At 53.7% G+C, this 12,944-nt stretch carries 8 protein-coding genes; 3 read left to right on the top strand and 5 right to left on the bottom strand.

All coding sequences use genetic code 11. The features are described 5' to 3' along the window. Positions 1–12: 12 nt before the first annotated feature. The 3 genes from FIV45_RS15890 to FIV45_RS15880 form a co-directional block, all read right to left on the bottom strand. Complete coding sequence (locus tag FIV45_RS15890) at positions 13–510, bottom strand: glutathione peroxidase (RefSeq protein ID WP_099473359.1); 498 nt, start codon at positions 508–510, stop codon at positions 13–15. Between the two features lie 113 nt (positions 511–623). Continuing rightward, a complete protein-coding gene (locus FIV45_RS15885) occupies positions 624–2,012 on the bottom strand; it encodes a sensor histidine kinase (protein ID WP_099473357.1) in 1,389 nt (462 codons plus the stop codon). After that, positions 2,002–3,390, bottom strand: a complete 1,389-nt coding sequence (locus FIV45_RS15880) for a sigma-54-dependent transcriptional regulator (RefSeq protein WP_204602220.1) — start codon at positions 3,388–3,390, stop codon at positions 2,002–2,004. The genes FIV45_RS15885 and FIV45_RS15880 overlap by 11 nt, the downstream gene beginning before the upstream one ends. Before the next feature lie 218 nt (positions 3,391–3,608). Between FIV45_RS15880 and FIV45_RS15875 the strand changes: the two genes are divergently transcribed. The 3 genes from FIV45_RS15875 to FIV45_RS15865 are packed head-to-tail and all read left to right on the top strand — an operon-like array spanning position 3,609 to position 8,104. Then, a complete protein-coding gene (locus FIV45_RS15875) occupies positions 3,609–4,913 on the top strand; it encodes an efflux RND transporter periplasmic adaptor subunit (protein ID WP_165777027.1) in 1,305 nt (434 codons plus the stop codon). Between the two features lie 22 nt (positions 4,914–4,935). Further along, positions 4,936–5,619, top strand: coding sequence for an ABC transporter ATP-binding protein (locus tag FIV45_RS15870; protein ID WP_099473355.1), 684 nt, complete (start codon positions 4,936–4,938; stop codon positions 5,617–5,619). 43 nt (positions 5,620–5,662) lie between these two features. Then, positions 5,663–8,104, top strand: a complete 2,442-nt coding sequence (locus FIV45_RS15865; RefSeq protein WP_099473354.1) for an ABC transporter permease — start codon at positions 5,663–5,665, stop codon at positions 8,102–8,104. A 15-nt stretch (positions 8,105–8,119) separates the two neighbouring features. On the opposite strand, the gene FIV45_RS15860 is transcribed toward FIV45_RS15865, so the two are convergent. Further along, positions 8,120–9,604: a M28 family peptidase gene (locus tag FIV45_RS15860; RefSeq protein WP_099473352.1), complete on the bottom strand. Its 1,485-nt coding sequence runs from the start codon at positions 9,602–9,604 to the stop codon at positions 8,120–8,122. A 122-nt stretch (positions 9,605–9,726) separates the two neighbouring features. After that, positions 9,727–12,903 (bottom strand): TonB-dependent receptor domain-containing protein, encoded by a 3,177-nt coding sequence (locus tag FIV45_RS15855; protein WP_099473350.1) that lies wholly within the window; start codon positions 12,901–12,903, stop codon positions 9,727–9,729. Between the last annotated feature and the right edge of the window lie 41 nt (positions 12,904–12,944).

The raw sequence follows: 12,944 nt of genomic DNA, 5'->3' as shown, positions 1-12,944 counted from the left end.
GCTCCTTGAATGTCAGGCTGTTTCTGCATCGTTTAGCATCATTTCGATGTCGCTGGCAATTTTTGACGGTTTGGTCGAAGGGGCATAACGTTCAATGGTTTGGCCATCGGCGCTGATCAGGAATTTGGTGAAATTCCATTTGATCTTTTTACTGCCCAGAATTCCCGGTGCGGTTTTCTTGAGATAGTTAAACAGCGGCGCGGCACGCTCGCCATTAACATCTATTTTCCGCATCACCGGAAAGGTCACGCCGAAGTTGAGCTTGCAGAAACTCTCTATTTCTTCCTGACTGCCCGGATCCTGCGCGCCGAATTGGTTACAGGGAAACCCCAGGATCACCAGGCCTTTATCGTGGTAGCGTTTATTGAGGTCCTCGAGCTCGTCAAACTGAGGTGTAAAACCACATTTGCTGGCGGTATTGACGACCAGCAGCACCTTGCCGCGATAGTCGGACAGAGGCGGTTCTCTGCCATCTTTATTGGTGATGGTGATGTCATATAGAGTGCTCATACCGGATCCTTCGGGGTTAAGGTATAATGTGAATGTTCACTCTATCGCGGGAAGGCCGACAGGTCAAAGGCTCTGTCGGATGATCATGAGGATTATCAGAGAGCAGAGAGGCGTCAGCAGGAGAAGCCGGACAGGCGGAAGCTTACCCCACTGTCCGGGTTAGGATGACAGGAAACGCTGCCTTTATGAGCGAGCATGATTTGGCGCACCAGACTAAGGCCGACGCCAGACCCTGTATGTTTGGTGGTGAAAAATGGCACAAAAATCCGGTGAGCGATTTCCGGGTCAATGCCGGGGCCATTGTCGCTGACCGAAATTTGGGGAGCGCCATTGCGGTCGAGGCGGGCGGTGAGCCGCAGAATGGCGTCCTCGCGCCCGGATAGTACCTCAACGGCATTTTTCACCAGATTGATGAGCGCCTGATCAAGAAGTTCAGGATCGGCCAACACGGCCAGACTGTCGGGTATTACGGTCTTTTCAAGGGTGATGCCACCATCCTGCAACGGGGCGCTAAACAGTTTTTCGATGTTGTCGAACAGGCTGCTGACCTGCAGATGTTGTTCCTTGGGCGGGGGAACTTTGGTCATTTTACGGTAAGTGCTGACAAAATTATTCAGCCGGTTGCTGCGTCGGGCAATGGCGCCGATACCGTCGCTGGCGTCCTGCAACAGATCACGAAATCCGTCTGATACCTCTTCCTGTCGGGCCTTTTCGGACACATCTGTCATCAGACTGTCGAGGGTGTGGGACAGGGAGGCTACAGGCGTCAGGCTGTTCATCAATTCATGAGTTAATACATGCACCAGATCCTGCCAGGCTTCGATCTGGGTGGTGTCGAGCTCGCTCTGGATATTTTGCAGGGACAGGATTGAACTTGTCTGGCCGCCGACAACAATTGTGGTGATCGAACAGAAGAGTTTTACGTCCATGTCATCAACGGTGATCCGCAGCAGGCGTTTCTTGCCCGCGCGCGGGGCGGTGAGTTCCCGGACGAGTGCGGGGCCAAATTTATCGAGATCACTGATGCGGCGGATATGGCTCAGGCCGAACAGGCGTTTGGCGGCGTTGTTGACCAGCTTGGCCTCCCCTGACGGGGTCACCGACAGCAGCGCCACCGGAATATGATCCACCAGCGCCCTGAGATAACGGGTTTGCTCTTCGTGGTGCACCCGTGTTTTTCGGAAGATTCCGACCACATCATCAAAGGCCTGTCCAAGATCCGCCTGGCTTCCTCCTTGCCGGCTCATGCTAAATTTTTGCGAGAAGTCTGCATATTTGACGGCATCCAGGAAACGGATGATTTCCCGATCCGTGCGGGTCAGTTTGTTCATCAAGGACAGAAACTGTATCACAACAGCGCCGCCGAGAAGAAGCATAATGGCATAATTCTGGCTATGACGCGCCACCCAGACAAGGGCGAGCAGACACAAGCACAGGCCGCCAAGACGCAGAGCGACATTGAGTTTTAGGCTATGGAGTTTGTGGGACAGATCAAAGGCCATGTTTTTCCATCCGACGATAGAGCGACGCCCGGGTTATCCCCAATTCCCTGGCCGCATGGGAGATATTGCCCTTGTGTTTCTTGATGGCTTGTTCCAGAGCAGTTCGTTCCACCGTATCAAGATTAAGGGTGTTTAAAGGAAGGGAAACTTCTTCATTGGCCACGGGGGCTGGGGTCCCGACACGCAGGGGAAAGTCCCAGGGCTCAAACATTTCACCCTGGGCCAGAATAACGGCGCGCTCGGCACCGTGGCGTAATTCACGAATATTGCCGGGCCAGTTATAGCAGGTCAGTGCTTCGAGAGCCGCAGGACTTATGGGGCGTGGCGTCTGCTGGTATTTACGGCTGTAATGGCGGATAAAATGATCCATCAGCAAGGGAATATCTGCAGTTCGGTTCCGCAAAGGGGGCACCATGATTTCCACTGTATTCAGACGAAAGCGCAGGTCTTGCCGGAATAAACTGTCCTCGGTCAGACGCTCCGGAGCCATATTCGTTGCGCTGATCAGGCGAATATTTATATCGACCGGTTTGTTGGCGCCGACGGGAGTGACCTGACGGCGTTCCAGGGCGGTCAGCAATTTGGTTTGAAGCGTCAGGGGCAGATTGCCGATTTCATCAAGAAACAGGGTGCCGCCCTCGGCCGCCTGCATTCGGCCTATCCTATCCTCGCGGGCGTCGGTAAAGGCGCCTTTCTTATGGCCGAATAATTCGCTTTCGAACAAACTTTCATTTATGGCCCCGAGGTCGACGGCCATAAAGATGGCATCTGCCCGCCGCGACTGGCGATGCAATTCCCGGGCAATGAGTTCCTTACCCACACCATTTTCACCCAGGATCATGACATTCGCGTCGGTTGGTCCAGCCCGGTGAATCAGGCTCATGACGTCCTGCATAGGACCGGATTCGCCGATAATCATTTCGTCCGGACGCAGGCTCTGTTCCAGTTCACGGGTTTTATGGCGCAATGTCCGGGCTTCTCGCCGTGATTTATTCAGGCTGACGGCGGTCTTCAGGGTGGAGACCAGTTTCTCGTTCTGCCAGGGTTTGGTGATGAAATCGGTGGCACCGATTTTCATGGCCTCTACCGCCAGGGCGACACCGCCGTGGGCCGTGATGACAATGACAATGATTGTTGGATCATGGTCTATAATCTGCTTGAGCCAGGACAGGCCTTCGTCGCCCGTATTTTCACCCAGAGAAAAATTCATGTCGAGTAACACCGCATCAAAGGTGTTTTTTTCCAGAATACGCAGGATCTGGTCCGGTCGATGGGCCGTGGTGACATTGGCGAAATGGCGCTTTAATAACAAACGGGCGGCAATGAGAATATCCTCATCATCGTCCACCACCAGAATCGTGCCGGTATTGTCTGTCACACCATATCCTTCCTGCGCGCTTATGTGTCCGATATCGTACACATGATGTCCGGTTATGTACAGATTATCCTGTTTTATGGAAAGAAAATATTATTAAGGCACTGATTTTAAAGTACTTATATAATGGCATATATATTGCTTTAGTAGAAGGGTGACCCTTTATAAAATGAACTTGAGTACCAATGACGCAAGATAAAAAGGCCCCTCGGGAAAAAATTGTGACGATACCGTCTTCCTTGGATGCCGGAAAATCCGGTGGTGGTATGGACAGGAAGATTGAAAAGGAAAACCGGCTTTTTTCACGCCAAATGCAGCTGATTGTGGCGGGGGTGATTATCTTGGCGGCGCTGTATTATTTTATGGCGCCGGAGCAGGGCCGGGTTTTCAGGCTTGATGGGGGCCGAGTGATTGTGGCCGAGGTTGAGAAGGGGGCCTTTGAAGATTTTATTCCGGTGCGCGGTCGGGTACAACCGGCGCGAACCGTCTTTCTTGATACTATCGAAGGCGGCCGGGTTGAGAAAATTTATATTGAGGACGGGGCGGCGGTGGTCGCCGGGCAACCTCTCGTGGAATTGAGTAATACGGCGTTACAGTTAGATGTTATCTCCCGAGAGGCCCAAGTCACGGAGCAACTCAACGACCTTAGGACCATCGAATTGTCTCTGGAACAAAACCGCCTGAGTCATAAACGCAATCTGATTGATATAGATTATCAGATTATCCGCCTTACCCGGCTGGTTGAGCGGCGCACGGCATTGTCAAAACGCGGCAATGTGTCGATTGCGGAACTGGAAAACGCTCAGGATGAATTGGCCTATTATGAAAAGCGCCGGCAGATTACCATTGAGAGCCAGCGGTCTGATGAAAAAATGCAGAAGCAGCAAATGAAGCAGTTGAGCGCCTCCACGATTCAACTTGAAAGAAATCTTATATTTGCTCGCAAGAACCTGGAAAATCTTTTGGTCAAGGCGCCTGTCGATGGCAGGTTGACGGCATTGGATGCAGAGATTGGCCAGAGTGTAGGCCGTGGAGAGCGTTTGGGTCAGATTGATGACCCGGATAGTTTTAAAATCAATGCCCAGATTGATGAGTTTTACCTGGCCCGCGTGGATGTCGGGCAACAGGCTCTGGTGACGATCAGCGGGGATGAATATGCCATGCGGATCAAGAAAACCTACCCTCAGGTTCGTAACGGCCAGTTCGAGGTTGATATGACTTTTACTGGAGCTACTCCGCCCGATATTCGTCGTGGCCAGACCATCCAAACGAAATTGTTTCTTGGTGACACCAATAAAGCGGTGGTGATTCCTAATGGCAGTTTTTATGCCGATACGGGCGGCGCCTGGATCTTTGTGGTTAGCGCGGATGGCAATAAGGCTGTGCGGCGTCCCATACAACTCGGGCGGCGTAATTCCAAAATGATCGAGGTGATCGATGGTTTGGAGCCGGGCGAGAAGGTGATTATTTCGCCTTATACCAATTATCTTGATATGGACCGTCTTGACCTGACGGGCGCCAATTAAATTTGAATAGAAGGACTACACCATGTTGAAATTGCATAATATTTCAAAGATTTACCAAACGGATGAGGTAGAAACCACGGCGTTGGACAATATAAATATTGAAATTGAAAAGGGCGAATTCGTCGCCATCATGGGCCCGTCGGGCTGTGGCAAATCGACGTTACTCAATATTGTTGGCATGCTCGACACCCCGAGCCACGGAAAATATCACTTTCTGGAGCATGAGGTGGCTCAGGCATCCGAACGTCAACTCGCCGAGATACGAAAGAGAAACATCGGCTTTATTTTCCAGAGCTTTAATCTGATTGACGAATTGACGGTGTTTGAGAATGTGGAACTGGCCTTGTTGTATAACAGCGTCCCGGCCGGGGAACGTAAAGAACGGGTTGACCGGGTGCTCGACAAGGTCGGTATCGCCCATCGCGCCAAACATATGCCGAGCCAGTTGTCCGGGGGGCAGCAGCAGCGGGTCGCGGTTGCCCGCGCCCTGGTGGCGGAACCGGCGATGATCCTTGCCGATGAACCGACCGGGAATCTAGACAGCGCCCATGGGGAAGAGGTGATGGAAATGCTGAAGCAGCTCAATGAAGAGGGGGCAACCATTATTATGGTTACCCATTCTCCGGCCCACGCCGATTATGCCCGCAGGACCATCAACCTGTTTGACGGCCAAGTGGTGACCGAAATGCATCGGGCTGCGGAATAGATTCGCGCGGCAATTCCCATCCTTTGATAACAAGAGACTTGATATGTTTAAAAGCTATGTGATGATCGCCCTGCGCAACCTGATGCAGAATAAACTCTACAGCCTGATTAACGTCGGGGGTTTGGCCATTGGGATGGCGGTGTTTATCTTTGCAGGCATTCTGGTGGATTATGAAAAAAATCATGACACCTTCTTCGAAAAATCCGATAGAATTTACACATTGGGGTCTCTTATCTCGCCGACCGCCGGTCACCGGGAAAACCGTTTTGGCACCGTTTATTTGGCGCTGGCCCCTCTTCTTGAAGCCGATGTTCCGGACATTGAACTGACGGCCCGGGTTGTAGAGGATGAATATCTTCTACTCGTGGGTGAACGCCGATTTTACCAGACCGTAAAGTTTGTCGATAAAGCCTTCCTGAAAATTTTTGACTTTGACTATCTCGTGGGGGATAGCGGGGCGCTTGATGATCCATCGGGTATCGTCCTGACAGAGAGTATGGCCCGGAAATACTTTCCCGACGGGAACGCGATGGGCAAGGTTCTGTCCATCAGCTTTCACAGCAAGGCGGATCTCCGGGTGACAGCCATCATACGTGACCTGCCGCGCAACAGTCATTTTGTGCCGACGTTATCTGATACGCCGGCGCTTGGGGCATTGGTGTCTCTCGACGCTTTGACAAAAATGTATGAATTCAAGCCAGAGGGCGACTGGTTTAATATCTCAAGCGAGAATATGACCTATGTGCTTCTTCCCCCCCATCTGGACGAGACCTGGCTCAGCCAGCAGGCCGGTGCGGTTTATAAGCGTCACGCGTCGAAGGAGACGCAGGTCTTTATTCCTGGGGTGGATAGCCGCAGGCTTCAGGATACCAATCTTCTGCTGTGGGAAAGTGTGGGCTGGCCAGTGGCCGATATGCTTGAACTTCTGGGGCTGCTGATCTTGCTGATTGCGGGGCTTAACTATACGAACCTGGCGACGGCGCAGGCCTTTGGCCGGGCCCGGGAAGTGGGTTTACGCAAAACCATGGGCGCGACCATGCCACAGCTTCTCAGCCAGTTTCTTGTGGAAAGTATCGCGACGGCGATGTTGGCGATGTTGGTCGCGCTGGCGTTGCTGGAAATCCTTGTCCCGCTTTTCAATGACAGCCTGGGCAAGGCGTTGGCGCTCAATTATGTCACGTTGTTGCCGACAATGGTCTTTGTGGGACTGTTGGTTGGTCTTGTGGCGGGCAGTTATCCGGCCTATGTCATAACCCGGGCCAAACCCATTGATGCCATGAAAAATATATTGGCGAGAGGGCCCAAAGGTTCTCTGGTGCGCAGCTGTATGATCGCGGCGCAGTTTGTGTTTTCCATTTTCATGTTGGGGATGGTGGCGGTGGTTTTCTTTCAGAACGAGAAGATCAAGGAAGACAGCAACATCTTTCCCCGGTCTCAGATCGTAACCTTGAAAAAGGCCTGGCTCGGGGATATGCAGTCGCGTCATGATCTATTGAAACAGGAAGTCATGAAAGTGCCGGGGGTAACGGCAATGACCTTTTCCAGTCAGGTTCCCTTTATGCAGCAGAACTGGACATTCCAGGCGGCTCGAAATGCGGGTGACATGGCCGGCAAGGTGAATATTCACCGCATTCATGTAGAATATGATTTTCTGAAGACTTATGATATTCCATTGATCGCGGGACGGGATTTCTCGCGCGATGTCGCTCAGGACAGGGAGAGGGATGACAGTACGGTAATCAATGTTGTCGTTAATGAACTGGCGCTGAAATATCTGGGGTATTCGTCCGTCGAGGCGGCTTTGGGGCAAACGTTCCACCAGGTTTTCACGTCAGACAGCAACGCGCGGGAACGGTCGTTTGTCATCGTCGGTGTTGTCGCGGACCAGAACTTTCTGGGATTGCAGAATAGCATCAAGCCGATTGTGTTTCGCGTTTACCCAGAATATTACGAACAAGTTTCCATTCGTGTGGAAAGTCAGGATTTCGGAACGGTGATGACACACATTGCGGCAGTCTGGCAAAAAGTAAACCCGAACCATCCCATTCAGGTGGAATTCCTCGACGAGACTTTTGAGCGGGGCTTCAAGCTGTATAGCATGATCAATATGGCTCTCGCAGGTTTTGCCTTGGTGGCTATTACGCTCGCCTTTATCGGTTTGTTTGGTCTTGCCGCCTTTATGGCCGCCGGCCGGACCAAGGAAATTGGCATTCGCAAGGTCATGGGAGCGGAAACGTTTCAGATTGTCCGGCTGCTGATCTGGCAATTTTCGCGTCCGGTTATCTGGGGGTTGGTGGTGGCCTTGCCGTTATCATTCTTTGCGGCCAATCGTTATCTCGCGTTCTTTGCAGCGCGGATTGAATTTCCGGTTGTGTTGATTTTGGCGGCTGGGGGCCTCTCGGTCGTTCTCTCCTGGATGATTGTGTCGGTTCACGCCTATCGGGTTTCACGTCAGAAGCCGATCAAGGCGCTCCGTTATGAATGAGCGGTCAATCAGGTCCTAGTCATGTTTAATGCCGCGTTTGTTATCGAGCCAGTCTTGCCAGATGCCGAACGCTTTCATCTGTCGCGGCAGGTCGGTGCTGTCCACCAGGTACTTGACTTTTTCAGCCGTGTAACGTTCCCAGGAAATATCTTCCCGGTCCGCCAGACCAAAGGTCACCGCCGCCGCGATGGCTGAATTGAGCTTCAGTTGGGCCTGGTTAACCTTGTCAAAGGTATCTGACTGGGCATGATAGTTGGAGGCGTAATTGGCGCTGTCTTGTGCGGCGACAAGATTAGCGACACCTTGCATCATGAAATCGAAATTATCGGTGCCCACCACCGGGTGGTTGATGTGGGTGAAGGGGCCGAGGTCGGCGACGGGTTCCAGTACGTTGTTCAGCGCCGGAAGAAATTCATCTCGCCCGTTGAGGAAAAATCCGCTGATTTTACCGGTGCCCATGTCATAGGAGGTGGCCATTACGTGATGATCCAACTCGGCAGCATGACGTTTGGTATAGCCGAACGATCCGTAAAGCCCTTGTTCTTCCCCGTTCCACAGGGCGAAGCGGATTGTGCGGCGCGGTTTCAGTCCAAGTGCGGTGATCTGTCGGGCGATGTCAATGACCATGCTGACATTGCTGCCGTTATCCAATGCGCCAGTGCCGAGATCGAAGCTGTCGAGATGGGCGCCTATGAGAACGATTTCCTCTGGATGGCTGGCGCCCTTGATTTCACCGATGACATTATAGGCCGTGAAGGTCGGGCCGTCCTCGACATTAATCCGGGCGGAAAAGGACAGCGCCTTGCCGCCTTGCAGCAAACGCTGGGCCCGTTGGGCTTCTTCCCGCTCCATCACCAGGATGGGTAATTTGTTGGCGGCGCCCTTGCTCGACAAATGGCGGTACAGAAGATTATGGCGGCGGGACGACATATAGATGAGACCGGCGACCCTGGCCTCTTCCAGGCGTTGTTCAATGTCAATGGCGTCCATATATTCCCGGAACAGGCCGTTTAATCCGGCGGCGTCATCAAGAACCGGCGTCTGAATGAGAACCCAGGCACCTTTGGCCGCGGTGCCAAGTCGGGCGATATCCGCTTCCGCGCCGGTTCCACCATTCAGCAGTGGCGCTTTCAGACCGGCATTGTCAGTGCCGGTGGAAAAGGGCATGGCGACCACGCGGGGGGTAAAGCGCACATCAGGGCCCGTGACGGTGGCGGAAGATTGATTTTCCAGCCAGAAGCGCGGCATATCGAAGGGCTCGACGGTGACGTTCACACCGATGTCCTTGAATTTCTGTTCGGCCCACAGCACCGCCTTGGCGTTGGCGGAGGACCCGGTCGGTCGACCCCCGATTTCGTCGGCGAGCTGTTTCAGGTCGGTAAATATGGGGGTCTGTCCCTTCATCTTGGCCACCAGCCGGGCCGCGTCTGTATCGGCGGCCTGAGCCTGCGGGAGACAAAGCGTGTAAAACAGGGAAATGCAAAGCAGAATTTTCTTCATCGGTCAGGGCCCTCCATTAGCTGCATCCAGTATAGGAAAATAAGATGAAATTTCAACCATATTGCCCTCAGGACCGGGATAGTCCCGGCCCTGAGGGCGTTTTATCAGATTTCACAATATCATCAGAAACGGGTGGTCACATTCAGGAAGAAGGAGCGACCGAACTGATCATAGCCGGAAGAGGTCACGCGGTTGGCCCGGTTGGAACCGGCGCCGAGATTGACCAATGGCGGATTTTTATCAAAGACATTGTTGATCCCGGCAGACACCGTGAAGCTCTCGGCGCTATAGGTCACAGACATGTCCTGATAATAGGCCGCCCCGGCGGTACAGACATCGGTCAACAGAGGCTGACCGGCGTAGGTGGTGCTGGGTTGACCCGGCGTGTCGCAATTGTCGTTATTTTGCTGTTTCGCCGCGAGAGAAGCTTCCGTCCCGGTGAAATAACGCCCTTGCAGGTTGACCTGTATCTTGTCCACATTAAAGGACAGGGTCGAGGACAAGCTGGTCTTCGGATTACCGAAATCGCCGAGCAACTCGTCCGCCTCGTCGTCAATGAAGATTTTTTCTTCAAGCTTGGTCTGGAAGGTAACGTTGGTGGACCAGGTCACATCCATGGTTTCGCCAAAGACATCATCAAAGCTGGCTCTGACGCGCGCATTGACGTCAAACCCCTGAGAGCGGACTTCACCGAGATTGAGGAAGGATGCATCGATATTGCTGACAAAGTTCAGAATATCTGGCCGTCCGGCATCGCGGGAAACGCGGGAACAGAACGGACTTGCCAATCCCGGCGCATCATTGAAGCACCGGTTGAGAATGGTTGCGCCACTGACGGACCGAATGGTGTCCTTGATCTTGATGTCGAAGAAGCCGACAGAGAGATCGAGGGCGACATCATCACTCACCGGCGGCGAGATCTGAATCTTACCGACCCAGGAACGGGATGTTTCTGGCTCCAGGTCCTGAGCGTTGCCACCGACAACCACCGGAATGGTTGTTGCACCGGAAAGGCCAAGAGAGAAGGGATCTGCGCCTTGCAGGATACAATTGTCGAGAACGACCTGCGGCCGGTTCTCTTGGTCGGGCAGATAAACCCCGCCGGAGCTGGCGTCGGATGGAACCGCACAAGGGTCAGAGCCGCCACCAATGCCACCAAACTGATCAGCAATGAAAGACTCCCGAAGGTTGGCCGCCCGGAAGGATGTGCCATAGGAACCACTGATGGTCACCCAGTCAACCGGGCTGTAGCTCACCCGGGCCCGGGTGGTCAGCTTGCTGCCGAAGTTGGTTTCATCAGTATAGCGCAACGCCCCTTCGACCACGAGAGAGTCGGCCATGGCATGATCCGACAGAAGCGGGATCACGATTTCGCCGTAGACATCCTTCACGTCACGTGACCCGATGGTGGCGCCTTCCGCCAGCGGGCTTTCCGCGGCGATGATGCCATTGGCGCCGAGGTAATCGACGGTGGAGTTAATGGAATCCCTGCGATATTCAAGACCAAAGGCGACGCCAATGGTGCCGGCGGGCAGTTCCATCAGATCCCCGGTGACAAAAGCGGAAACCAGCGCCTGTTCAACGACAGTCCTGTTCGTCCGGGTGCCAAAGAGGAACTTGCGTTCCGCGTCGCTGGAGAGCGTACCGCTCGAGGTATCTGTGCTGGTAAAGACGGATGGCGCCAGGAAGTTTACCGGTACACATTCCTGCGGTGAGATAAAGCCGATATCATTCAAAACCGGCACGCCACAGATCAGGTTTCCATCACTGTCAAGCCGCAGGGTTTCGGTGGTCAGGATCAGATTGGTCTCGTTCAACACTTTCTGAGATTGATAGCCGACACCACGGTCATAGGAAACCGATAAATCATAGGACCAGTTTTTGTCGCTGAGACCGCCGGTGAAGTCCCCCCGGAAACCGCCGACAAAACGGAAGTGGTTCAGTTCCACGCTGCGCACCTGGTCGTGATCGTCGATGGTGATCACAGGGGTGATGTTGTGGCCGAACGGATTGAAGGGGTTATTGACCAACACCGGATTTCCGGCGCCATCGACGATGATATTGCCATTGGCGTCTTCCTGACGGATTTGCCCGACGACGGTTGGAAAAATCTGTTCCGTGGCCGCGGTGGAGGTTTGATGACGATTCAGGAAGTAGGCCTCATAATAAAGTTCTTCATTGCCGCCGAACCAATCCGGGCTGTAAGACCCCATGGAGACGAGGGAGAAGCGGGTAATCGGTTGCACCAGATCCGCGTTCAGCCGTTCCAACTGGTCATGATAAGTGGGGTCAAAACGATAGCGGTTGCGTTGATTGGCGGAGGTGATGTCCACCAGCGGGTCCGATGGAACCGGTAGATTGAGCGCGGAACTCCAATTGTCGACGAAGCCGCCACTGCCGTCGGGAATATCCGACTGGCCGGGCGTGTACCAGATCCAGTGATCGCCGGTTGGGCTTAAATTGTCACCTGTCAGGTCAAGCGCGGCGTTATCGAAGAAACCGTTGGAGCAGGTGCTGATGATTTCCCCGTTTTCTTTACGGAAGATTTCTTCCAGGCAGTCACGACGTTGGCCGACGCTGATGCGGCTGCGTTCCTGGAACTCCCCGGACAGGACGATTTTTGAATTATCCGTGCTCGCCCCGGTGATGAAGGAGAATTGTTTGTTAAAGCCACCACCATGTTGGGTGCCACTGATTTCGCCGGTCACTTCGAAGCCTTCAAAATCGTCTTTCAGGATAAGGTTGACCACCCCGGCGACGGCATCGGCCCCATAGACGGAGGAAGCCCCCTCGGTGATCACTTCCACACGTTCGACCATGTTGAAGGGGATCATGTTCAGATCAGGCTGTGAGGGCGCGCCGCGGGCACCGGATGCGCCGAGCCGTTTGCCGTTCAACATCACCAAAGTTCTGGCAGCCCCCAGTCCGCGCAGGCCGATGTTGGCAGAACCGACCCCGCCGTCTGGCGGTGCTTCCGAGGCGTTGGAGGCGCCCGCGCCGGTGTTGATAGAGGCGCCGATCTGTTGACCGGTGGCCATGGTGGTCCGTTGCAGCATATCCGCAATCGAGGTGACCCCGATTTTACGGGACTCATCGACATCAAGCACCCGGATTGGGGCGGCACTGGTGAAGACATCGCGGCGAATACGCGAGCCGGTCACCACCACCTCTTCAAATTCTACCGCTTCAGCTTCTTCTGCAGTTTGTTGTGCAAATGTGGCCTGAGGGGCTGCAATCGTTAAGGCAGAACAACTCAGCATCAGGAGGGAACGGAGTCCCAATTTTTGTGTAAAGTTCATTTTGAACCTCCCAAATATTAATTTTTCAAGGAAAATGACTG

This window comes from Paremcibacter congregatus (assembly GCF_006385135.1).
Taxonomy (GTDB): Bacteria; Pseudomonadota; Alphaproteobacteria; order Sphingomonadales; family Emcibacteraceae; genus Paremcibacter; species Paremcibacter congregatus.
Note: the sequence above shows the minus strand (reverse complement) of the source record. Positions and strands in the feature narration are given on the sequence as shown.